This window comes from Pseudomonas sp. LS2P72 (genome assembly GCF_054897865.1).
Map to the genome: position 1 here is coordinate 5,377,307 of NZ_CM142708.1, position 19,986 is coordinate 5,397,292.

Consider the following 19,986-nt stretch of genomic DNA (forward strand, 5'->3'; position numbering starts at 1 on the left):
GTCATTTGGCAGGAGACTGCCTACCCCAAGGAAATCCAATGACCGAGCCAAAACCCAAGCGCGCCAAACGAGTCAAGCCTGATCCTGAACTGGTTAAACTGGCCGACAGTCTGCTGGCCAACTACAAAAAGCCCGAAGATCTGATCGGCGAAAACGGCCTGCTCAAACAGCTCACCAAGATGCTGGTGGAGCGGGCCCTTGAAACCGAGATGACCGAACACTTGGGGCACGACAAAAGCGCAGCGATCACCAACACCGCCGCCAATGCGCGCAACGGTCACAGCGGTAAAACCCTGAAGGGCGACTTCGGCGAACTGCCGCTCGACATCCCTCGCGACCGGCAGGCGTCCTTCGAGCCGCAGTTGGTGGCCAAGCATCAAACCCGCTGGACGGGCTTCGATGACAAAGTCATCTCTCTCTACGCTCGCGGTTTGAGTGTCAGAGAAATCCAGGCTCACTTACAGGAAATGTACGGCACAGAGGTCTCTCCCAGCCTGATCTCGGCGATTACCGACGCGGTGAGTGACGAGGTCAAGCTGTGGCAAGCCAGACCACTGGACGCGCTGTACCCGATCCTCTATCTGGACTGCATTCACGTCAAAGTGCGTGACGCTGGCGCCGTGCGCAACAAGGCGGTTTACCTGGCTATCGGCGTCAATATGGCCGGTCACAAGGAAGTGCTGGGTCTGTGGATCGCTCAAACCGAAGGCGCGAAGTTCTGGCTGCAAGTGGTGACCGAACTCAAGAATCGGGGCGTGCAGGACATCTTCATCGCCTGCGTGGACGGTCTCAAAGGTTTCCCTGAAGCCATTGAAGCCGTCTACCCAAAAGCCGTCGTTCAGCTGTGCATCGTGCACATGGTGCGCAACAGCTTGAACTTCGTGTCGTGGAAAAAGCAGCGAGAGGTGGCGGCTGATCTCAAACTGATTTACACCTCGGCAACCGCCGAATTGGCCGAACAACGACTCTGCGAATTTGAAGCCAAATGGGATGCCGAGTACCAGTCGATCAGCCTGTCATGGCGGCGAAACTGGGCTCGGGTGATCCCGTTTTTTGACTATCCAGCCGAAATTCGCAAGGTGATTTACACCACCAATGCCATCGAATCGATCAACATGAGCCTGCGCAAAGTGATCAAAACGCGCGCCTCATTTCCGACCGATGACGCGGTGATGAAACTGTTTTATCTGGCGCTGAACAACATCAGCAAGAAGTGGACGATGCCGATCCGGGACTGGAAAGCGGCCTTGAATCGCTTCAGTATCCAGTTCGAAGATCGGCTGTTAACGGTTTAATAAAAATCCCGTTTACACAAAATCTAGGACACCCTCCGATTTGACCGTAGCGAAGATCTCGGAATATCTAAACCTGCTACTGGATGAACGCAGCTAGTTTAGTTGTGAAATTCGGGCCGCTCCCGTGGGTCGGCCCGGCGGCACGTTATCAAGCGTTCTGAGGTTCCACCTGATCGCCAACGTTTTCCATCTCCGACCACCAGGCTCCACCCCGTTGCGGATACATCACATTGAACGCCTGACCCATCTGCGGCGTGGTAATCGAAACATTCCGCTCCCAGGCCAACGCCAGAATCCGGTCGAAGGGCTCGAACCAGGCGTGCATCGACAAATCGAAGGTGCCGTTGTGAATCGGCAATAACCAGCGGCCTTTAAGGTCGATGTGTGCTTGCAGGGTTTGCTCCGGCTGCATATGAACATGTGGCCACTCGACGTTGTAGGCACCGGTTTCCATGAGTGTCAGGTCGAATGGACCGTACTGTTCGCCGATGCGTTTGAAGCCGTCGAAATAACCGCTGTCGCCGCTGAAGAAGATTCGTGTGTCACCGTCGATCATCACCCACGAGGCCCACAGCGTGCTGTTGCCATCGAACAAACCGCGGCCGGAAAAGTGTTGCGAAGGTGTGGCAATAAACTGGATGCCATCAACCTCGGTGCCCTTCCACCAGTCCAGCTGGCGCACTTTGCTGGCGTCGATGCCCCATTTGATCAGGGTGTCGCCCACGCCCAGCGGCGTCAGAAAGTACTTGGCCTTGTCCGCCAGTTTGAGCACCGCTTGATAATCGAGGTGGTCGTAGTGATCGTGGGACAGGATCACCGCTTCAATCGGCGGCAACTCTTCAAGGCTGATCGGCGGCTGGTGAAAACGCTTGGGGCCGGCCCATTGCACCGGTGAGGCGCGCTCGGCGAAGACCGGGTCGGTGATCCAGAATTTGTCCCGCAGTTTCAGCAGTACAGTGGAATGGCCGAGGCGGTAAACGCTGTGATTGGGGGCGGCGATCAAGGCTGCCTGAGTCAGGGTTTGCACAGGGACAGGCGCCGTCGGCCGGGTGTTACGCGGTTTGTGGAAGATCATGTTCCACATGATGCGCACCATTTTGCGAAAGCCTTCACGTTGCACGGGCGCATGATTTCGGAAGTGCCCTTCTGCCTGATGGGATGCTTCAGGCGTGGAGGCGTTGTCCGCAGGGGAAGTTGAAGTGGCCATGACTGAATGACTCCAGGAAAACCACTGATTCGCGGTTTTCCGCTTGGGACGATAAATGGCCAAGGCACGCACGCATCAGCCGGAGATCTATTGTTCACTGCGCAGGATTAACAAAACATTACACTGCACAGTGTAGTTTCAAGGTTGCATCAAACCTGATCACAAGTAAACTGCCAAGTGTAATTCTCACTACTTTCTGCCGAAGCGTACTTATGACAGCTCCACAGCGCCTCACCGACCGAAAACGCGAAGCCATCATTCAGGCGGCGATCGCCGAATTCCGTGCCAACGGTTTCGACATCACCAGCATGGACAAGATCGCTGCTACCGCCGGCGTGTCTAAGCGCACGGTGTACAACCACTTCCCCAGCAAGGAAGAGTTGTTCGCCGAAATCCTCAATCAATTGTGGGCGCGGGTGACGTCAGAACAGGAAACGCCCTACCGCCCTGACCTGCCGCTGCGCGATCAGATGCGCCGGATGTTGATGGCGAAATTGCAGATGCTGGGCGATGACAATTTTCTCGACCTGGCGCGGGTGGCCATCGCCGCCACGATCCATTCCCCCGAGCGCGCCCAGAACATGGTTGCCCGAATGGGGGAGCGCGAAGAAGGCCTGACCGTGTGGATCCGCGCTGCTCAGGCCGATGGCCGCTTGAAACCGGTCGCCCCCGAATTCGCTGCACAGCAGATTCAGGGAATGCTCAAATCCTTTGCGTTCTGGCCACAGATTTCCATGGGCCTGCCCGGCCTGTCAGCCGAGATGCAGACCACGGTGGTGGAGTCGGCACTGGACATGTTTCTGGCCTGCTATCAGCTGCAATAAATGACAATGTCCGCTGCTTTAGCAGTGATCGGTAGCGCTGAATAAAACACCGCAATGTGTTTCAGAATGAAACTGGCGCTGGGGCTATAGTGAGCCTCAGTCCCAGCGCCATGCAGAGAGCACCATGACCACCACGACTTCCAACCCTCAACCCGCCCTCCCCGTCGACCATCTGCGTTTTCATCGTGCCCATGCACACTTGGCGCCTACCTTTGGCAATGACAAGTTTGCCCTGCGCGCCGAGGCCTTCGCGCGGTTCTTCGGCACACCGACCTTTCTCGGCGCGCAGACGCTGATCGTGGTGATATGGGTTTGCCTCAATCTGTTTGGCGTGGCGCACTTCGATCTCTACCCGTTCATCCTGCTCAACCTGGCGTTCAGCCTGCAATCGGCGTATGCCGCGCCGTTGATTCTGCTGGCCCAGACCCGTCAGGCGGCGCGCGATAAAGCCCAGTCCGACGCCGACGCCCTGCACCGCGAATCCCTCGCCGTCGCCAACAGTGAACGTCAGGCGCAAGCGGCGCAGAACACCGCGCAACTGCTGGAGCTGCTGGAGCAAAACACCCGGCTCACCGAAATGACCAAGGCCCTCACCGAACGCATCGAGAGCCTGACCTCGGATATGCATCAACACTTCGTGCGCAAGGATCAGCCGAAGGTTTAGCGCTCGGTCAAGGCAATCGAAGCGCCCGCCCCAACTCATCGAACAACGTCACCACCGAGCGCAAGGCGCGGCAGTCTGGGCGGGTCAGCAACCAGAGCGCCGTGTCGTAACCGTGTAACGGCTCACTCAATGGTTGCAGGCCGTTACCGATGAGGAAGTCCGGCAATGCCGCGACACCGAGCCCGGCCCGCACCAGTTCAGTCACCGACAACATGCTGTTGCAGCGATAACCCGGTGTGACGCCAGGCAACTGCTGACGGCGCCACACGACGGTGGGGTGGTCGGGGAGGAAGTCGTCCGGGGCGATCCAGGTCAGCGAGGCCAGGTCTTCGGAATCGACCGATTTCAGATACGCCTCACTGGCACAGACTCGATAGGAAACCTCCGCTAATCGCCGGCCAACCAAGTGCTCGGGCGGTGTGCGGGTCAGGCGCAAGGCGATATCCGCATCCCGGCGGCTGAGGTTGGCGAAGTCGTTGGAGGTACTCAACTCGATGGTCAGCGCCGGGTAGCCGGGCATGAACTTCGCCAACGCCGGCAACAGCAAGCCTTGCAAGACCGAATCGGTGCAGGTCAGGCGCACCGTGCCGCTGATGACTTCACCGCCCTGCTCCACGCCAATGCGCGCTGCCTCCAGCGCCTGTTCGGCCCGTTCAGCCTGCTCGGCCAGGGTCTGCGCCAAGGTGGTGGGCAAGTAGCCGGCGCGGCTCTTTTCGAACAGTTGCTGGCCCAGCGCGGCTTCCAGTCGGCGCACGGCGCGGAATACGGTCGAGACGTCGACCTTCAACAGCGTCGACGCCCGGGCCAGAGAGCCGCCGCGCACCAGCGCGAGGATCAGGGACAGGTCGGGGTAATCCAGTCGATAGTGCGTCGGTGCATTGATCAATTGGGGTAACGCCAATATTGAGTGCGTGAACGCCAATCTATAGTGGGTGCCAGGAATCAACAAGCGTGGAGCGCACTCATGGAAACCCGCCCAATCCGCATCGCTCTGGTCGGCGATTACGACCCGTACGTCACCGCTCACCAGGCCATTCCCGTCGCCCTCGGCATGGCCGCTGAACATGCAAACACAGACGTGCAGTTCCAATGGTTGGCCACCGACCGCATCGGCGCCGATGCGCCATTGGCTGATTTCGACGGGTTCTGGTGCGTGCCCGCCAGCCCTTACCGCGATAGAGACGGTGCGTTGCGGGCGATTCGTTTTGCCCGTGAACAGCAACGACCCTTCCTTGGCACCTGTGGCGGTTTTCAACACGCCGTACTCGAATACGCCCGAAACGTTCTGGGTTGGGACGATGCCGAACATGGCGAGACATCGCCGGATGCGGCGCGAGCGTTGCTCACGTTACTGACCTGCTCGCTGGTGGAGGCTGTCGACAGCATTCATCTGGTGGAAGGCTCGTTGATCGCCCAGGCGTACGAAAGCGCTGAGATTGTCGAGGGATATCGCTGCCGCTACGGCGTTAATCCAGCGTTCGAACGTGAGTTGTTGAGCCAACAGCTGTGCGCCGTTGGACACGACTCAACCGGCGACTTGCGGGCGGTGGAACTCAAAGGTCATCCGTTCTTCGTCGCGACGCTGTTCCAACCTGAACGCGCAGCACTCAAGGGCAAGCTGCCGCCGCTGGTCCGTGCGTTGATCGCAGCCTGTAAGAGGCAGAAGTCATGATCGCCAAGAGGCCGCCAGCACCTTACTACGCGGTGATTTTTACCTCCCTGCGCACCGACGGTGATCACGGTTACGAGCAGGCCGCCACGCGCATGCTCGAACTGGCCCGTGAGCAACCCGGTTTCCTGGGTGTGGAATCGGCTCGGGGTGAAGACGGGCTCGGGATTACGGTGTCCTACTGGGCCAGCGAAGCGGCGATTCTGGCGTGGAAACATCATCCCGAGCACAGTGAAATTCGCGAACGCGGGCGGTCGACCTGGTATTCGTTTTGCCATACGCGGGTGTGCAAGGTTGAGCGGGCGTATCGGTTTGATCAGTGACTATTGGGCGCTCTGAAGAATGCCATCGCGAGCAGGCTCGCTCCCACATGGGTAATGTGTCGATCACAAGACCAATGTGGGAGTGAGCCTGCTCGCGATAGGGCCCGCACAGTCACCACAAAACTCAGCTCTGCACCAAACTGCGAACCGCCGAAATCTCCGGCACTTCCCGCCGATTCATGTACACCCGCAACGGCTCGGTGATGTTGATCCGGTCATCGATGTTCTGATCCAGCAACAACTGAATCAACTCACGCTTGAGCGTCATGGCCTGGGCGGAACCTGGGGCCCAGACGAATTCGCTGGTGGGAATAATGCCGTCGTCAGCCACGTCCATGCCGAAAGAGTCTTCGCTGAAACGAACGATGTACTGGCCGGTCTTGCGATTGAGGCCGACGAAGCCTTTAAGTTGGTCGGCGGCCTGGCAGATGAGCTCGGAAGTGATGCGCATGATAAACCTCACAAAAGGTCGTAAAGGACCGGTGATTGATGGTTTACACGCAGGGCAAGCGGATAGGCGTTCCCTCTGCCGGGGTAACTGCCGGGGCCAAGAGTACTGCAAAGAAGCGCACAAAAGCGCTGAAAAAATCTGCTTTAAACACGTTTATGTCGGTCTGGCGATAGCGCCAGCGGCGCTCAGTTGTTAAAAGAGACGTCTTTGAAAATCTGCGAAAGGACCTCGACCATGCCTGTTACCTTTACCAAGAGCGCCCTGTTGCTGAGTCTGATGCTGGGTCTCGGCCAGGCACAGGCCGCCAGCGAGCCAAGCCCCACCGCATTGGCAACCCGCACGGGCATCCCGCATCCGGCCGTGATCGCTCACCGTGGCGCGTCCTTCGATGCACCGGAATCCACCGCCGCCGCCTACAAACTGGCCCGCGATCTGGGGGCCGACTACCTGGAACTGGACCTGCAACGCAGCAAGGATGGCGTGCTGTTCGCCCTGCATGACGACAACCTGCAACGCACCACCGACGTCGCCAGTAAATTCCCTGAGCGCAAGGACCGCCCGGCCAACGAGTTCACTATCGCCGAGCTGAAAACCCTCGATGCCGGCAGCTGGTTCAACGCTGCCTACCCGGATCGCGCGCGTCCTGCGTACGCGGGTCTGAAAGTTCTGACCCTCGATGAAATCATCGATATTGCCCAGGGCAATCCGCTGCACAAGCCTGGCCTGTACATCGAAACCAAAGAGCCGAAACAGTTTCCCGGGATCGAGCGCGACCTCAAGGAAAAACTTCAGGACCGCGGCTGGTTGAGTCCGGCCGGTTCGAAACTGGCGAAGAGCAATCTGGCGGTTGGCCAGGGCAAAGGCAAAGTCGTGCTGCAAACTTTCGAGAAGAGCAGCCTCGAACTGCTCGAAAAGGAAATGCCGAAAGTGCCGAAAATCCTCCTGCTGTGGGTCGGCGAAGGCAGCATCGAGCCGAAATCCAAGGTGACGTTTGCCGAGTCCGGCGACAAGGACAAAGCCACTTACTACGCCAAACAGCAACCGAAAGACAAAGCCGAATTCCAGCAATGGGTCGAGTACGCCAAAGCCCAGGGCGCGATCGGCACCGGCCCATCTGCGGCGCTGACCAAGGGTGGTGATCAGAGTTACTCGGACCTGGTGCAACCGTGGATGAACCAATACACCCACGATCAGGGCTTGTTAGTGCACGTCTACACCGTCGACGATGCCGTGGATTACCAGAAAGTCATGGACGCCGGCGTCGACGGCATCTTCACCAATCGCGCCAGCGAACTGCTCAAGTTCTACAAACGCCCGGCGGCGGCCAGTGTTGCGCAATTGCTGCAGAACAACGGTTACTGACCCGCGTCTGACGATATGCCGAGTTGCCCGCGAAGCGCTATTAACGACGCATTCGGAGAATTAAGGGTGGATTAAGTTGCGCCGGATAACCTGATCCCACTTAAACAGTTCATCCAAGGAAAGAACCTCATGAAAACCCTGACTGCCCTGTTCACTGCTGCTGCCCTGACCCTCACCGCTGGCCTGGCCCAGGCTGATGTTCGCGTCGACCAGATCCCTGAGCTGGTCAAAAGCGGCAAGATCAAGCCATTGGAAGAAATGAACCAGGCTGCGCTGAAACTGCATCCGGGTGCGACCATCACCGACACGGATCTGGATAATCACTTCAACGGCTACGAGTACGAAGTCGAACTGAAAACCGCTGACGGCAAAGAATTTGACGTGGATTTCGATGCCACCACGGGCAAAGTACTGAGCAACAAGCAAGACACCTGATGCAGAAACACCAAGCCGCACGATCTTCGGATCGTGCGGCTTTTTTGCACGTCAAATTCAAACAATCAAATCGCACCAACTCAGCATCAGCCCGCTAGAATTCCACCACACGGATCATGCAGGGATGGATTGAAATGGGGCAAACAGCGGCAGCAGACATCGTCACGATCGGTCGGATCAGTGCGGTGCCGGCGATTCTTCAAGTGATCCGTGAACTGACGGGCCTGCGCTTCGCCGCCGTGGCCCGGGTCACCGAAGAGTCGTGGACGGCGTGTGCGGTGCTTGATCAACTGAATTTCGGTTTGCAGGTCGGCGGTGAGCTGGATCTTGTCACGACCCTGTGCCACGAAATTCGTCAGGCGCATCGCTCGGTGGTCATCGACAAGGCCAGTGAAGACCCGCTTTACCGCGATCACCACACCCCTCGCCTCTATCAGTTCGAAAGCTACATCTCCGTGCCGATTTTCCGCACCGACGGACGCTTTTTCGGCACTCTCTGCGCCCTGGATCCCAACCCTGCGCCCCTCAAATCCAGCACGATCCAGAGCACCATGGAATCCTTCGCCCGGATGCTGGCGCTGCAGATCGAAGCCGAAGAAAACCTGCAAAAGACCGAAATAGCGCTGAAGCAAGAACGGGAAACAACCGAAATGCGCGAACAGTTCATTGCCGTGCTCGGACATGATCTGCGCAACCCCTTGTTCGCCATCAGCGCCGGTGCCGAAATGCTCCTGCGCAAACTACCCGATCCGGCGAATCAGAAGCGGGCCCGGCACATCCTCACCAGCGCCCGTCGTGCGACCAAACTGGTGGATGACGTTCTGGATTACGCTCGCGGCTCTTTAGGCCGTGGCATTCCCGTGAACATCGAGCCGTGCCCGGATCTTGAGGATGCATTGCGGCATGTGATTTCTGAAGTCCAGAGCATCCATCCCGACCGCACCATTCAATCGTCCATCGGTGACCTGCGCAGCGTTCATTGCGATCGCGAGCGGGTCGCGCAGTTACTCTCCAATCTGGTGGCGAACGCAGTTACTCATGGCGATCCCGACGGCCCGATCGAAATCAACGCGCAGATCAATGAAGGACAGTTCGTGCTGAGCGTGAAAAATCAGGGGCTGATTGCCGAGGATGCGCTGCCCCATCTGTTCCGGCCCTACTCGCGACCGGCCAGCGCAACACCGCAGACCGGCCTCGGGTTGGGGTTGTACATTGCCAGTCAGATTGCGCAGTCCCATGGCGGAAAACTGGACGTGGTCTCGACCGGGCAACAGGGCACGACGTTTACTTTCAGCTTGCCGGTGTAATCTGCCAGGCTCGAATCACTTGACCATAATGATCAACGGCTTGGAGCGCCAGATTCGCTCGTCTCTGACAACCTCATAAAAGGTAGTCACCAAACCCGGTGTGATGAAGGTTTCCTTCACATAGAAATGCACAGGGTTTACTTCTTCAATCACGGTGATCTCATGCGTAAAAACTGTTTCAGTGCCTGCGTTGGTGATCCATACCACCTCAAGATGATCCCCTTCGCTCAAACCCTGTTCGCCAGGGACAAACGCCCGCAGACCGGGAGCCGAGAGTAAAGACACCTCACCCTCATACTCCTGACCTTCGACCGGCATCATGCTCGGGATCGTCAGTTTTTCCAACACTTCAAGCGTAGACATGGGAACACTCCTTATCGGGATAATCGCGCCATTGCGCTGACCCGATCATCAAGCCGTCAGGAATGCGTCCCGTCTACTGTCAGAAATAACAGGTACCCTCTAAATCAACGGGTTTGAAAGATCGAATCCGACCAGCGGTCATGCCTACTGAACGGGATATCAGGCCGAAGTGCTGACCAGAGAGGTGTCGCTGGACGCCTCAGCGGTTGCCGTGACTGAGATCGACTGTGTACCGACCCGGTAAGCAAACCGGTACACAGCCCTTCCCGTTACGCGCTTAAACGCGCCGTCACTTCATTCAACTGCCCCGACAACCCGTGCAGGTTGTGACTGGCCGCTTCCGTGCGCTGCACGTTATCCAGATTGGTGCTGGCGATGCTGGTGATCTCGGTGAGGTTGCGCGAGATGTCTTCGGCCACCGACGTCTGCTCTTCCGCGGCGGTTGCGATCTGGCGGTTCATGTCGCGGATGGCTTCCACGGCAAGGGTGATGCGCTCCAGCATGGCGCCGGCCTGAGTCACTTGCTCGACACTTTCCTCACTGCGCGACTGACCGCTTTCAATCGCCTGAGCGGCGTCCACCGCGCCGGTTTGCACCGTTTGAATGATCTGGTTGATCTCGATGATCGACGCCGCCGTGCGCTGGGCCAGACTGCGGACTTCATCGGCCACCACCGCAAAACCACGCCCGGCTTCACCGGCACGGGCTGCTTCAATGGCGGCGTTGAGCGCCAACAGATTGGTCTGCTCGGCGATGCCGCGAATCACTTCCAGTACCTTGCCGATACGCCCGCTGTCGGTTTCCAGACGACGGATGACTGTGGCGGTATTGGCGATTTCGCCGCGCATTTGGGTGATGGTGTGAATGGTGCCCTGCATGACCTTTTCGCCCTGCTGGGCGGACTGGTCGGCATCGTCGGCGGCACGTGCTGCATCGGCTGCGTGACGCGCGACTTCTTGCGCGGTAGCGGACATTTCGTTCATTGCCGTGGCCACCTGATCGGTGCGGTTGAACTGCTCGTTGGTGCCGCTGGCCATCAGGGTGGCGATGGAATTGAGCTCACCGCTGGCGCTGTCCAGATCCGAGGCGCTGCGCTGCAAACGGTTGAAGGTTTCGGCAAGAAAATCGCGCAGGGTATTGGCGGCCATCGCCAGTTTGCCCAGCTCATCCTGACGGGTGCTGGCCACGCGTTCGGCGAAACGACCCTGGCTGAGTTGCGCCACGTACTCGATCAGTTTGCGAATCGGTTCGACCAGGTTGCGGTTGACCAGCCACAGGCTCAGCAACCCGATCAACAGACCCGAGGCGAGCATCACAATGATCCCCAGCAACACGGTGCGGTCAGCGTCGGTGCTGATCAGCTTCGATTGCTCGGCACCCTGCTTGCGCAGTTCGCTGACCAACTCACTCATCTGATCGCTGGTCGCGCGGTCCACTCCTTTGACCGCCGTGTCGCCAGCCGTTGGGTCAGCGCCTGCCGCCACGTAGGCGTCACGGCCCTTCTGATAGGCCGCGCCCAACAGACGATGTTCGTCCCGCAGGCGTTCGATGCGGGTTTTCAGCTGCGGCTCGATTCCCTTCTGCCCGGCCAGTTCACCGAGGATGCCCTGCACGTCGCGCTGGCGGTCTTCGAATTGCTTCCAGTATTTGTCCAGGTCCGCAGGCTGCTTGCCGCGTAGCAGAACGTTTTTCCACTCCTGTACCTGCACTTTGAATTGCAGGTTGGCTTCATCGATCAGTTGCGAGGTGTGCAGGGGGCCTTCGATCAGATTCGCGTAGTTCTGAACACCGCTGGACAGATAATGAAAGCAGGCCAGGGCGATCAGCAACATGGCCAACAGGCTGCCGCTCAACAAGGCAAGGATTTGTGCTCTCAGGGATTTTTGCAGCATCGAGTGATTCTCATGACAGGGATGAGGCACGCCTCAACAAGGCGTGAAAGGTGTCCGGACATCCCTGTCTGCGACCTTGGTTCATGGCCAAAGCCGTGCAAGTTAACGTCAGCGTAATCGGCGTCCCAGAGCGGTTCTTTAATTAATTCCGACCATCGGTACGGCCACTATTTTGCCGCCATCCAACCGTCACAAAACCGTCAAAAATCCTTGCGATGATGCGGCTCAAGTGAACCTGTGAAACCCGCGGCAGGCGCCTCCTCACAGTGAGACTTCATGAACCACAGCATCGACCAAAGTCATCGCGACACGGACCTGTTCGGTCTGCTGTACGGTTTCAGTTTTCGCCCCGGCGAGCGCGGCCGGGAGCTCGATTCGGCCAAGGCATTGCAGTGCCTGCAACAACCCGGCGATAGCGACGAATTTCTTTGGCTGCACCTGAATCTGGCCCACGCCGCATGCGAACGCTGGATGAAAAGCCATCTGGAGTTGCCCGACGAATTTTTCGAAGCGCTGCATGAGGGCTCCCGTTCGACGCGCATCGAGCATGTGGATTCGGCGTTGCTGGCGGTGGTCAACGATGTGGTGTTCAACCTCAGCAGCATGGTTTCTTCAGATGTCTCGACGCTGTGGGTCTGCGCCCGCAGTCGGCTGATCATCAGCGCGCGGCTGCAACCGCTGCATTCGGTGGACAAGCTGCGCTCGTCGGTGAAGGCCGGTGAGTGTTTTCGCTCGCCGCTGGAATTGCTGGTGCATCTGCTGCGCGATCAGGGCGAAGTGCTGACCCAGATCGTGCGCAAGACCAGCCTCAGCGTTGATCAGATCGAAGATGAGTTGCTGTCCTCGCGGCTGTCGACCAACCGCGCCGAACTGGGCGCCAATCGTCGGGTGCTGGTGCGCCTGCAACGTTTGTTGGCGCTGGAACCGGGCTCGTTGCTGCGCCTGCTCAATCGCCCGCCGCAGTGGTTGCAGAAGGAAGACGTCAAGGAGTTGCGCAAGTCCACCGAGGAGTTCGCGCTGATCATCAACGACCTCACGGCGCTGGGCGAACGGATCAAGCTGTTGCAGGAGGAAATCGCCGCCAACCTCAACGAACAGAGCAACCGCACGCTGTTCACCCTGACCGTGGTCACGGTGCTGGCGTTGCCGATCAACATCATCGCCGGGTTCTTTGGCATGAACGTCGGTGGAGTGCCGCTTTCCGACGACCCGGAAGGGTTCTGGATTCTGGTAGCGTTGGTCGCGACGTTTACCGTGATCGCCGGGCGTTGGGCGTTTCGCAAGCGACAGGATTATTAAGATCTTTGGCTATTATTCCGAGACAACCTGGCGCATCACCAACCGCTCGCGCACTACGTCATAGGCCCAGTGATAAACGTAGGTGTACGGCAGGAAAAACAGCAGTACACCGATATCCAGCAGGAACGCTTGCCACAGGCTGACCTTCAGCCACCAGGCAATCAACGGCACACCCACCGCGACCAGGCCGCCTTCGAACAACAGCGCATGGACAACCCGTACCCACGCATTGCGCACGATGCCGTGGTGTTTGAGCGCACGATCGAACAATCCGTTGAAGACCACGTTCCAGGCCAGGGCAAGTGCCGCGATAGCCATGGTCACGACGCCCATCTCGAGCATCGGTTTGTCCATGATCCAGGCCAGCAACGGGGTACAGATCAGGATGGCCAGCAATTCGAAACCGATGGCCTGGAAAATACGTTCAGTGATGGATTTGTTGGCGCTCATGACCAGACTCCTCTGAGTGACTGTGGTTGCCATGATCCTTCTTCACACCGATACTTCATAACCAATAACCATCGATCAAGGCGATAGTTTATGGCCTCTCAAGAAGTGTTGCAGGCCTTCGTTCAGGCAGCGACTCAAGGCTCGTTTTCCGCCGCGGCGCGCAAACTGGGCCGCAGCCAGTCGACCATCAGCGCCGCCGTAGCCAGCCTTGAAATCGACTTGAACCTGACACTGTTCGACCGCAGCAGCCGCAAACCGAGCCTGACCCCGGCCGGGCACGTGATGCTGCAACGGGCCGAGGACATCCTGGCCGCCACCAGCCGACTGGAAATGACCGCCAGCCAACTGTCCCAAGGGGTCGAGCCAAAACTGACCGTGGCGATTTCCGACACGTATCAGTCCGACCGATTCGAAGCGGCGCTCAGCGCCTTCGAGCAGCGTTATCCGGACCTGGAACTTGAATGCCTGATCGCTGAATGCGATGACCTGGTGGCGTTGGTGCAACGGGGTCGGGCGCATGTGGCCTTCGCCGAAAAACAGGACAGTTACCCGTCGGACCTGGTCAGTTCGACCGTGGAAGAACGGACGGAGATTGCCCTGTTCGTCTCCCGCGAACATCCGTTGGCGGCGCTGAACCACATCAATCAGGACGTGCTGCAACAACACCGGGAGCTGCGTCTGGCGACGATCGTTAATCCGTATGAAAGCAGGGCAAAGGGGCGCGTCTGGTCGGCGCCGAGTTATCTGATGCTGCTGGAAATGGCCCAAGGCGGATTCGGCTGGGCGCCGTTGCCTCGGTGGCTTGTGGAGCGGTTTGGCCCAGGGACGTTGCAGGAACTGCATGTGCGCGGCTGGCCGAAACCGGTGTTCGTCGATGCGCTGTGGTCGCGGCTGCATCCGCCGGGGCCGGCGGGGAGTTGGTTGCTTGGCAAAATGCTGGAGTGAAGATCCTTCGGCCCTTATCGCGGGCAAGCCTTGCTCCTACAGGTATGCGCTGAGCCCGTAGGAGCAAGGCTTGCCCGCGATGGCGTCAGCACAGACAACCAACTTCGCAAGCCCTGATCATCACTTCAGCTCCCGCAACCGAGCCTCAATAAACCGCCGCTCCGGCACCTGCTGCGTCAACTCAAGCGCCCGCTCATAAGCCGCCCGCGCCTCCTCAACCCTTCCCAACTGCCGACAAAACTCCGCCCGCGCCGCGTGCGCCAAGTGGTAATCCAGCAAATCACCCCGCGCCAGAATCCCTTCAACCAACGTCAGCCCAGACAGCGGTCCATCCCGTTTGGAGATCGCCGCCGCACGGTTCAATTCGATCACTGGCGAAGGCACCGCCCGCAACAGCACGTCATACAGCCCCACAATCTCCAGCCAGTCCGTTTCCGCCGCCGTGGGCGCTTCGGCATGCGACGCCGCTATCGCTGCTTGCAGGCAATAAGGCCCGAATTGCCGAGTCGTCAGCGCCCGCTCTACCAACGCGCAACCTTCAGCGATCATCTCGGCGTCCCACAACGAACGGTCCTGCTCATCCAGCACGATCAACTCCCCGCTCGCCGACGTCCGGGCCGGGCGTCGGGACTCGTGCAGCAGCATCAGCGCCAGCAGCCCGATCACCTCGGGTTCCGGCAGCAGTTCCATCAACAAACGACCGAGCCGAATCGCCTCGCGGGTCAAATCCTCACGGGTCAGTTCCTCGCCCATGGACGCGGAATAGCCTTCGTTGAACACCAGGTAAATCACCCGCAGCACGCTGTCCAGGCGCTCGGGCAATTCCGCCAGGGTCGGCACTTGATAAGGAATTTTTGCGTCACGGATTTTCGCCTTGGCACGCACGATGCGCTGGGCGATGGTCGCTGGCGCCGACAGAAAGGCTCGGGCGATTTCTTCCGTGGTCAGGTCGCAGACTTCGCGCAGCGTCAGCGGCACCTGGGCGTCCGCCGCAAGTGCCGGGTGGCAACAAGTGAAAATCAGGCGCAGGCGATCGTCTTCCACGTCTTCGTCACTCCAGTCGGCCTGCTCCAGCGCCTCCAGTTGAGCGATCAACATCGGTTGCGACGCAATGAAGCGTGCGCGCCGACGCAACACATCAATGGCCTTGAAGCGCCCGGTGGACACAAGCCAGGTACGCGGATTGTCCGGCACACCGTCACGCTGCCAGCGCTCGACCGCGACGAAAAACGCCTCGTGCAAGGCTTCTTCAGCGAGATCAAAATCGCCGAGCAAACGGATCAGGGTCGCCAGAATCCGCCGTGACTCTTCGCGGTAAACCTGCTCGACCTGCGCCCGTACCGACTCGGCCGACATCAGGTGCCGGTATTCAACTGGCGAACGGGACGCACCTCGACACAGCCGACCCGGGCCGCCGGAATGTTGCCGGCGACCTGGATGGCTTCATTGAGGTCCTTGGCATCGATCAGGTAGAAGCCGGCCAATTGCTCCTTGGTTTCGGCGAACGGGCCGTCGGTGATCGACATCTTCCCGTTGCGCATCCGCACGGTGGTCGCGGTCTGCACCGATTCCAGCGCCTCGGCGGCGACCATTCGGCCGCTGCCCTGGATCGCCTCGGCGTAGGCCATGCATTCAGCGTCATTCGGACTTTCGGGCAGCGAGTGCAACTCGTGCTCGTTGCTATAGACCAGGCATAAATACTTCATGGGGCTCTCCTGAATCGAACGGATCAACTATGGCTGCTGATTGACGCTTTCGCGACATTCCCGACGAATCGGCCTGACGCTCAGGGTTCCAGGTTGAACAGCGTCGTACCGCTCATCATGTCGAACGGGGCCGACCAATGTTCGTGGACGATGCGCCATTGCCCATCATCGCGCCGATAGCAGGCAGTCACGCGCATCCAGCAGGCCTGGGTTTCGCCCTTCTCGTTGGTGCCACCGCAATGGGCCAGCCAATGGGCGAAGGCGATGTGCTCGTCTGCCACGATGTTCATATGCTCGAAATCAAACTTGTGCGCGCCCTGGCACATTTCCATGCATTCCTGCCAATGCGCGCGGTAGGCGGCCTTGCCCCGGAATTGCAGGGCCTTGACCGCGTCGTAGGAGACGATGTCGTCGGCATACAGGGGCATGAGTTTCTCGACATCCTTGGCGATGACCGCCTGACGATAGGTGTCGATCAGGGTCTGGATTTCGTGGGTAGCGTTCATGGTGGTTCTCCGTGGTTTTTGTTGTGAAGACACCCTTAGTCGTCTGGCGAAAAGCCAAATCGACAGTAGAAATAAAAATAATCCATGGACGCAAACTCGTTAGAATTCGAAACACATTTTGTTGGAAAAAGGACACTCCAGTGACAGCCCGACTCGTGCCTTACGACAGCCTGAATGCGCTCCAGCGCCAGCAGGTCGAGGCCATTGAAGTTCATAAAGAGCAAATCAGGTTCTCCGGCGACATTCACGGTGCGTTGCACACCTTGCTGTCCAAACCCGGCCCCGGCGTCAAAGGATTCGCGCTACTGGTCGAGAATGTTCCCGTGGCCTTTCTGCTGCTCAAGCGCCCGCCCGTGTTGCCGGCGTGGGCCAATGAACACAGTGCCACCCTTCACGCACTGCAAGTCGATCAACGGGTTCAGGGCAAAGGCTATGGCAAGGCCTGTCTGCAAGCCCTGCCCGACGTGGCGCGTCAGGCGTTTCCGGAAATAAGGGGGCTGGAATTGTCAGTGGATGCGGACAACGAATCGGCCATCGCGCTTTACGCGAAATTCGGCTGGGTCGACAGCGGCGAAGCCTACAGGGGCCGGATCGGTTACGAACGGCGCATGGGTCTGATTTTCTGAGGTGGTTATGCTCAACAGCATCGAAGAACTGGAAGCCCTCTACGGCCAACCCCACGACCGCGCCGTGCGCAAGCAAATCCCTTTTCTGAACGAGGACTATCAGGCGATGGTCCGCGCCTCGCCGCTGGTGATCGTCAGCTCGGTGGGGCCTGACGGGATGGACGGTTCGCCGCGGGGTGACACGCCGGGTTTCGTGCGAATCATTGATGAGCGCACCCTGGCGATCCCGGATCGGCCGGGCAACAACCGCATCGATACGCTGCGTAACGTCGTACTCGATTCGCGGGTGTCGCTGCTGTTCATCATTCCCGGGATTGGCGAAACATTGCGGGTTAACGGCACGGCAAAGATCAGCGCCGAACCTGGGTTGCTGGAGAGCTTTGCGGTGAATGGCAAACCGGCGCGCACGGTGATGCTGGTGACGGTCGAAGCGGCGTACTTCCACTGTTCCAAGGCCATCGTTCGTTCGGATTTATGGAACCCTGAGAAGCACCTGGAGCGCTCGGCGCTGCCGACGGCGGGTGCGTTTCACAAGCGATTGAATGACGGGCAATTCGATGCCGAGACGTATGACCGGGAAGCGCCGGCCAGGGTGCGCGATAGTCTCTACTGATCAAACACGAAAAAGGGTTGCCTTGAGGCAACCCTTTTGAGATTTGGCTAGCTGTTAGAGGAGAAGACAGTAATCGAGCAACTGTTTCTCGATACTTTGACGCTGGCCGATAACCAAAGCGACCACTACAAGATTTTCACTCGGGAACACCTCATACAAGACCCGCTGCCCCATGGGCAAGTACTCACGAAAATGAGTGACCCCAAGCAACGCTGCTTCCTGACAAACACCGTAAACATGGGCCTGACTGCTCAGAGCTGTAACGATCTGCATCACCAACTGATCAACCATCTCTGCCGCTTTTTTTCGACCGCATTGCTGCGTGAGATAGTGCTCCAGCAAAATAACCCCATGCTCCGCAGCCGTCGCAAACTCTACCCTGAAGGCCTCAGGCATCGTTATCGTCTTGCTGCAATTGACGCCGCTGCGCCAGTCTGGCCAGCAAAGTGTCGGCAGAAATCAGTTTCCCCTGCTCTTTGTCGCGAGAGGAGAACGAAAGAAGTTTGATCAGCGCGATGGCCTCATCGCGCCGCTTACGCTCCTCGTAGGATTCGATCACATAAGCCGGAACACCATTTTGAGTGACGAGCATCGGCTCAGATAGATCCAGCGCTGCCGCATTCTTTTTAACAAAACTGATTGTTTCAACTCGCATCATTCATTCCTCTGTTCACCATCCGAACAGGATGGCCGCCGCAACAAGGTCTGAATTTAGGCCATTAAAAAACTTATCTCAAGAACTCATTTGCTCTTGTCCCAACTCCAACACCATCTCATGCCACGCCATCCCGCCATGGTCAGACGCTGAAGGCTTGATGTAGGCAAACCCAAACCCCGCATACAGCGGAATGTGCCGCTCCTTGCACATCAGATGGATGCTGGTCTTGCCCAGCGCGCGCATCCGCTCGATGAATTCGCCCATCAACCGTTTCGCCAGCCCCTTCCCCTGAAAATCCGGGTGCACCACCACCGACATGATGACCACGTGCGGGCCGGCCGGGTCGTGGCCGATCAGTTCCTTGAACGCCTCGTCCGACATCTCGACCTGAAACGCCGCACCGGAATTGATGAAACCGGCTACAACGCCGTCGACTTCGGCCACGATGAAACCTTCGGGCCAGGTGGCAATGCGCGTGGCGATTTTCTCGCGGGTGGCGGCTTCGTCGCCTTCGTAGGCAACGGTTTCGATGGCGTAGCAGCGGTCCAGATCAGCAGGTGTGACGTGGCGGATGACGGTGTTCATGGCAGCTCGAAATCAGCGAGAGGAAGGCTCGGGATCATAAATTAATAAGGTGTTCATATCGATCACCGCAGGCGCCGTAAAGCCTGCGTATAGGCGCTTTCATTGCTCGTCGGTGCGGATTATTGATGTGCCCTATCTCTGGCCATCAATAAGGGGAACACACCATGAGCAGCGTTCAGATCGGACTTCTTATGCTGTTGGGCATCAGCTCGTTTGGCTTTATCACGCTGACGATTGACCTGTTGCGGGCGCGACGGATGAAGCAAGGCAAGTAACGAGATGGAGGCGGACGACTCGTCCGCCTCCCGAGGTAATCAAGGCTTGAGCGGCAGCCAGATTTCCAGCACACCGGTGTTGAGCTTCGGGTTGAAGTCTTCGCTGTAGCGTTCGAATTCCGGCGCGTCCGCCGCCTGATAACCGGACTGCGGCAGCCAGGTTTTCCAGATGTATTGGAAGGTCTGGGGCAATTGATCGAGAGAGCCCTTGTGCTCGAACACGGCGTAATGCTGAGGCTGGACCTCGACCCAACGGTATTTATCCGGCAGGTCGTCGAGCTTGCTGATTTCAACGCCGGCAATGTATTCGAAGCCGCCCTTGCCATCCGGATTGCAGCAGATGCCGTAGGTCACTTCGCTTTTTTGACCGGGAATTTTGCCAATCTCGGGAATGAATTTGTCCCAGAGATCGGGGATGCCTTTAGTGGTGTCTGCGGTAAATCGACCGCCAAGCCCTGCAATGAGCAGGAAGTGCCCGTACTCGAAGCGTGGCTTGGCGGTGTCGACGCCTGATTGCTCATCCATGACTCA

At 58.5% G+C, this 19,986-nt stretch carries 25 protein-coding genes; 12 read left to right on the plus strand and 13 right to left on the minus strand.

All coding sequences use genetic code 11. The annotated features are described in order from the left end of the window. The first annotated feature begins 38 nt into the window (after positions 1-38). Positions 39-1,295, plus strand: a complete 1,257-nt coding sequence (locus ACYZUA_RS24745) for an IS256 family transposase (protein WP_240890573.1) — start codon at positions 39-41, stop codon at positions 1,293-1,295. A 148-nt stretch (positions 1,296-1,443) separates the two neighbouring features. Here ACYZUA_RS24745 and ACYZUA_RS24750 read toward each other — a convergent pair whose 3' ends face one another. Then, positions 1,444-2,502 (minus strand): MBL fold metallo-hydrolase, encoded by a 1,059-nt coding sequence (locus ACYZUA_RS24750; RefSeq protein WP_461960979.1) that lies wholly within the window; start codon positions 2,500-2,502, stop codon positions 1,444-1,446. A 212-nt stretch (positions 2,503-2,714) separates the two neighbouring features. Here ACYZUA_RS24750 and ACYZUA_RS24755 point away from each other — a divergent pair, with 212 nt between their 5' ends. Together ACYZUA_RS24755 and ACYZUA_RS24760 are read left to right on the plus strand one after the other, a co-directional pair. Continuing rightward, positions 2,715-3,326, plus strand: a complete 612-nt coding sequence (locus tag ACYZUA_RS24755) for a TetR/AcrR family transcriptional regulator (protein WP_461960980.1) — start codon at positions 2,715-2,717, stop codon at positions 3,324-3,326. 124 nt (positions 3,327-3,450) lie between these two features. Continuing rightward, positions 3,451-3,990: a DUF1003 domain-containing protein gene (locus ACYZUA_RS24760; protein ID WP_461960981.1), complete on the plus strand. Its 540-nt coding sequence runs from the start codon at positions 3,451-3,453 to the stop codon at positions 3,988-3,990. 7 nt (positions 3,991-3,997) lie between these two features. Here the strand turns inward: ACYZUA_RS24760 and ACYZUA_RS24765 are convergent, their stop codons facing one another. Continuing rightward, on the minus strand, positions 3,998-4,939 hold the full coding sequence (locus ACYZUA_RS24765; RefSeq protein WP_461960982.1) for a LysR family transcriptional regulator: 942 nt from the start codon (positions 4,937-4,939) through the stop codon (positions 3,998-4,000). A gap of 15 nt (positions 4,940-4,954) precedes the next feature. On the opposite strand from ACYZUA_RS24765, the gene ACYZUA_RS24770 reads away from it, so the two are divergent. Further along, positions 4,955-5,662: a CTP synthase C-terminal region-related (seleno)protein gene (locus ACYZUA_RS24770; RefSeq protein ID WP_461960983.1), complete on the plus strand. Its 708-nt coding sequence runs from the start codon at positions 4,955-4,957 to the stop codon at positions 5,660-5,662. After that, positions 5,659-5,982, plus strand: a complete 324-nt coding sequence (locus ACYZUA_RS24775) for an antibiotic biosynthesis monooxygenase family protein (RefSeq protein WP_461960984.1) — start codon at positions 5,659-5,661, stop codon at positions 5,980-5,982. The genes ACYZUA_RS24770 and ACYZUA_RS24775 overlap by 4 nt, the downstream gene beginning before the upstream one ends. A gap of 124 nt (positions 5,983-6,106) precedes the next feature. Here ACYZUA_RS24775 and ACYZUA_RS24780 read toward each other — a convergent pair whose 3' ends face one another. Then, positions 6,107-6,433 carry a DUF2025 family protein gene (locus ACYZUA_RS24780; protein WP_076028337.1) on the minus strand — a complete coding sequence of 109 codons (327 nt, stop codon included), beginning with the start codon at positions 6,431-6,433 and terminating at the stop codon, positions 6,107-6,109. A 234-nt stretch (positions 6,434-6,667) separates the two neighbouring features. Here ACYZUA_RS24780 and ACYZUA_RS24785 point away from each other — a divergent pair, with 234 nt between their 5' ends. The 3 genes from ACYZUA_RS24785 (at position 6,668) to ACYZUA_RS24795 (ending at position 9,537) form a co-directional block, all read left to right on the plus strand. Continuing rightward, positions 6,668-7,795, plus strand: a complete 1,128-nt coding sequence (locus ACYZUA_RS24785) for a glycerophosphodiester phosphodiesterase (protein ID WP_461960985.1) — start codon at positions 6,668-6,670, stop codon at positions 7,793-7,795. A 129-nt stretch (positions 7,796-7,924) separates the two neighbouring features. After that, positions 7,925-8,230, plus strand: coding sequence for a PepSY domain-containing protein (locus tag ACYZUA_RS24790; RefSeq protein ID WP_109785111.1), 306 nt, complete (start codon positions 7,925-7,927; stop codon positions 8,228-8,230). A gap of 134 nt (positions 8,231-8,364) precedes the next feature. Further along, entirely contained in the window at positions 8,365-9,537 is a 1,173-nt protein-coding gene (locus ACYZUA_RS24795) for a GAF domain-containing sensor histidine kinase (RefSeq protein WP_461960986.1), read from the plus strand. A gap of 15 nt (positions 9,538-9,552) precedes the next feature. Here ACYZUA_RS24795 and ACYZUA_RS24800 read toward each other — a convergent pair whose 3' ends face one another. Both ACYZUA_RS24800 and ACYZUA_RS24805 read right to left on the minus strand, forming a co-directional pair. Next, a complete protein-coding gene (locus tag ACYZUA_RS24800) occupies positions 9,553-9,900 on the minus strand; it encodes a hypothetical protein (protein ID WP_461960987.1) in 348 nt (115 codons plus the stop codon). A 269-nt stretch (positions 9,901-10,169) separates the two neighbouring features. Beyond that, entirely contained in the window at positions 10,170-11,792 is a 1,623-nt protein-coding gene (locus ACYZUA_RS24805; protein WP_461960988.1) for a methyl-accepting chemotaxis protein, read from the minus strand. Positions 11,793-12,068: 276 nt separating this feature from the next. On the opposite strand from ACYZUA_RS24805, the gene ACYZUA_RS24810 reads away from it, so the two are divergent. Beyond that, on the plus strand, positions 12,069-13,091 hold the full coding sequence (locus ACYZUA_RS24810) for a transporter (RefSeq protein WP_461960989.1): 1,023 nt from the start codon (positions 12,069-12,071) through the stop codon (positions 13,089-13,091). Between the two features lie 12 nt (positions 13,092-13,103). Here the strand turns inward: ACYZUA_RS24810 and ACYZUA_RS24815 are convergent, their stop codons facing one another. After that, positions 13,104-13,541, minus strand: coding sequence for a multidrug/biocide efflux PACE transporter (locus ACYZUA_RS24815; protein WP_461960990.1), 438 nt, complete (start codon positions 13,539-13,541; stop codon positions 13,104-13,106). Positions 13,542-13,631: 90 nt separating this feature from the next. Here ACYZUA_RS24815 and ACYZUA_RS24820 point away from each other — a divergent pair, with 90 nt between their 5' ends. Then, positions 13,632-14,486 carry a LysR family transcriptional regulator gene (locus ACYZUA_RS24820; protein WP_461960991.1) on the plus strand — a complete coding sequence of 285 codons (855 nt, stop codon included), beginning with the start codon at positions 13,632-13,634 and terminating at the stop codon, positions 14,484-14,486. A gap of 120 nt (positions 14,487-14,606) precedes the next feature. Here ACYZUA_RS24820 and ACYZUA_RS24825 read toward each other — a convergent pair whose 3' ends face one another. From ACYZUA_RS24825 to ACYZUA_RS24835, 3 genes are all read right to left on the minus strand, one after another. Then, a complete protein-coding gene (locus ACYZUA_RS24825) occupies positions 14,607-15,842 on the minus strand; it encodes an RNA polymerase sigma factor (protein WP_461960992.1) in 1,236 nt (411 codons plus the stop codon). After that, positions 15,842-16,192 carry a YciI family protein gene (locus ACYZUA_RS24830; protein ID WP_201182845.1) on the minus strand — a complete coding sequence of 117 codons (351 nt, stop codon included), beginning with the start codon at positions 16,190-16,192 and terminating at the stop codon, positions 15,842-15,844. The genes ACYZUA_RS24825 and ACYZUA_RS24830 overlap by 1 nt, the downstream gene beginning before the upstream one ends. Positions 16,193-16,272: 80 nt before the next feature. Beyond that, positions 16,273-16,698 carry a YybH family protein gene (locus tag ACYZUA_RS24835; RefSeq protein WP_461960993.1) on the minus strand — a complete coding sequence of 142 codons (426 nt, stop codon included), beginning with the start codon at positions 16,696-16,698 and terminating at the stop codon, positions 16,273-16,275. Positions 16,699-16,838: 140 nt separating this feature from the next. On the opposite strand from ACYZUA_RS24835, the gene ACYZUA_RS24840 reads away from it, so the two are divergent. Together ACYZUA_RS24840 and ACYZUA_RS24845 are read left to right on the plus strand one after the other, a co-directional pair. Next, complete coding sequence (locus ACYZUA_RS24840) at positions 16,839-17,324, plus strand: GNAT family N-acetyltransferase (RefSeq protein WP_461960994.1); 486 nt, start codon at positions 16,839-16,841, stop codon at positions 17,322-17,324. Positions 17,325-17,331: 7 nt separating this feature from the next. Further along, positions 17,332-17,937 (plus strand): pyridoxamine 5'-phosphate oxidase family protein, encoded by a 606-nt coding sequence (locus ACYZUA_RS24845; protein WP_461960995.1) that lies wholly within the window; start codon positions 17,332-17,334, stop codon positions 17,935-17,937. 54 nt (positions 17,938-17,991) lie between these two features. On the opposite strand, the gene ACYZUA_RS24850 is transcribed toward ACYZUA_RS24845, so the two are convergent. The 4 genes from ACYZUA_RS24850 to ACYZUA_RS24865 form a co-directional block, all read right to left on the minus strand. After that, positions 17,992-18,333 carry a type II toxin-antitoxin system RelE/ParE family toxin gene (locus tag ACYZUA_RS24850; RefSeq protein WP_461960996.1) on the minus strand — a complete coding sequence of 114 codons (342 nt, stop codon included), beginning with the start codon at positions 18,331-18,333 and terminating at the stop codon, positions 17,992-17,994. After that, positions 18,326-18,592 carry a type II toxin-antitoxin system Phd/YefM family antitoxin gene (locus tag ACYZUA_RS24855; protein ID WP_461964109.1) on the minus strand — a complete coding sequence of 89 codons (267 nt, stop codon included), beginning with the start codon at positions 18,590-18,592 and terminating at the stop codon, positions 18,326-18,328. Before ACYZUA_RS24855 ends, ACYZUA_RS24850 begins: the two co-directional genes overlap by 8 nt. Before the next feature lie 78 nt (positions 18,593-18,670). Beyond that, positions 18,671-19,180 carry a GNAT family N-acetyltransferase gene (locus tag ACYZUA_RS24860; protein ID WP_461960997.1) on the minus strand — a complete coding sequence of 170 codons (510 nt, stop codon included), beginning with the start codon at positions 19,178-19,180 and terminating at the stop codon, positions 18,671-18,673. Positions 19,181-19,494: 314 nt separating this feature from the next. Next, complete coding sequence (locus tag ACYZUA_RS24865; protein ID WP_461960998.1) at positions 19,495-19,980, minus strand: GyrI-like domain-containing protein; 486 nt, start codon at positions 19,978-19,980, stop codon at positions 19,495-19,497. Between the last annotated feature and the right edge of the window lie 6 nt (positions 19,981-19,986).

Excerpts from the sequence above, each read along its gene's own strand:
- ACYZUA_RS24825 (WP_461960992.1), bottom strand. The coding sequence starts at position 15,842 with ATGTCGGCCGAGTCGGTACGGGCGCAGGTCGAGCAGGTTTACCGCGAA.
- ACYZUA_RS24790 (WP_109785111.1), top strand. The coding sequence starts at position 7,925 with ATGAAAACCCTGACTGCCCTGTTCACTGCTGCTGCCCTGACCCTCACC.
- ACYZUA_RS24855 (WP_461964109.1), bottom strand. The coding sequence starts at position 18,592 with ATGCGAGTTGAAACAATCAGTTTTGTTAAAAAGAATGCGGCAGCGCTG.
- ACYZUA_RS24745 (WP_240890573.1), top strand. The coding sequence starts at position 39 with ATGACCGAGCCAAAACCCAAGCGCGCCAAACGAGTCAAGCCTGATCCT.
- ACYZUA_RS24865 (WP_461960998.1), bottom strand. The coding sequence starts at position 19,980 with ATGGATGAGCAATCAGGCGTCGACACCGCCAAGCCACGCTTCGAGTAC.
- ACYZUA_RS24785 (WP_461960985.1), top strand. The coding sequence starts at position 6,668 with ATGCCTGTTACCTTTACCAAGAGCGCCCTGTTGCTGAGTCTGATGCTG.
- ACYZUA_RS24850 (WP_461960996.1), bottom strand. The coding sequence starts at position 18,333 with ATGCCTGAGGCCTTCAGGGTAGAGTTTGCGACGGCTGCGGAGCATGGG.
- ACYZUA_RS24780 (WP_076028337.1), bottom strand. The coding sequence starts at position 6,433 with ATGCGCATCACTTCCGAGCTCATCTGCCAGGCCGCCGACCAACTTAAA.
- ACYZUA_RS24755 (WP_461960980.1), top strand. The coding sequence starts at position 2,715 with ATGACAGCTCCACAGCGCCTCACCGACCGAAAACGCGAAGCCATCATT.
- ACYZUA_RS24770 (WP_461960983.1), top strand. The coding sequence starts at position 4,955 with ATGGAAACCCGCCCAATCCGCATCGCTCTGGTCGGCGATTACGACCCG.
- ACYZUA_RS24820 (WP_461960991.1), top strand. The coding sequence starts at position 13,632 with ATGGCCTCTCAAGAAGTGTTGCAGGCCTTCGTTCAGGCAGCGACTCAA.
- ACYZUA_RS24845 (WP_461960995.1), top strand. The coding sequence starts at position 17,332 with ATGCTCAACAGCATCGAAGAACTGGAAGCCCTCTACGGCCAACCCCAC.
- ACYZUA_RS24775 (WP_461960984.1), top strand. The coding sequence starts at position 5,659 with ATGATCGCCAAGAGGCCGCCAGCACCTTACTACGCGGTGATTTTTACC.
- ACYZUA_RS24810 (WP_461960989.1), top strand. The coding sequence starts at position 12,069 with ATGAACCACAGCATCGACCAAAGTCATCGCGACACGGACCTGTTCGGT.
- ACYZUA_RS24830 (WP_201182845.1), bottom strand. The coding sequence starts at position 16,192 with ATGAAGTATTTATGCCTGGTCTATAGCAACGAGCACGAGTTGCACTCG.
- ACYZUA_RS24805 (WP_461960988.1), bottom strand. The coding sequence starts at position 11,792 with ATGCTGCAAAAATCCCTGAGAGCACAAATCCTTGCCTTGTTGAGCGGC.
- ACYZUA_RS24795 (WP_461960986.1), top strand. The coding sequence starts at position 8,365 with ATGGGGCAAACAGCGGCAGCAGACATCGTCACGATCGGTCGGATCAGT.
- ACYZUA_RS24835 (WP_461960993.1), bottom strand. The coding sequence starts at position 16,698 with ATGAACGCTACCCACGAAATCCAGACCCTGATCGACACCTATCGTCAG.
- ACYZUA_RS24815 (WP_461960990.1), bottom strand. The coding sequence starts at position 13,541 with ATGAGCGCCAACAAATCCATCACTGAACGTATTTTCCAGGCCATCGGT.
- ACYZUA_RS24750 (WP_461960979.1), bottom strand. The coding sequence starts at position 2,502 with ATGGCCACTTCAACTTCCCCTGCGGACAACGCCTCCACGCCTGAAGCA.
- ACYZUA_RS24760 (WP_461960981.1), top strand. The coding sequence starts at position 3,451 with ATGACCACCACGACTTCCAACCCTCAACCCGCCCTCCCCGTCGACCAT.
- ACYZUA_RS24860 (WP_461960997.1), bottom strand. The coding sequence starts at position 19,180 with ATGAACACCGTCATCCGCCACGTCACACCTGCTGATCTGGACCGCTGC.
- ACYZUA_RS24800 (WP_461960987.1), bottom strand. The coding sequence starts at position 9,900 with ATGTCTACGCTTGAAGTGTTGGAAAAACTGACGATCCCGAGCATGATG.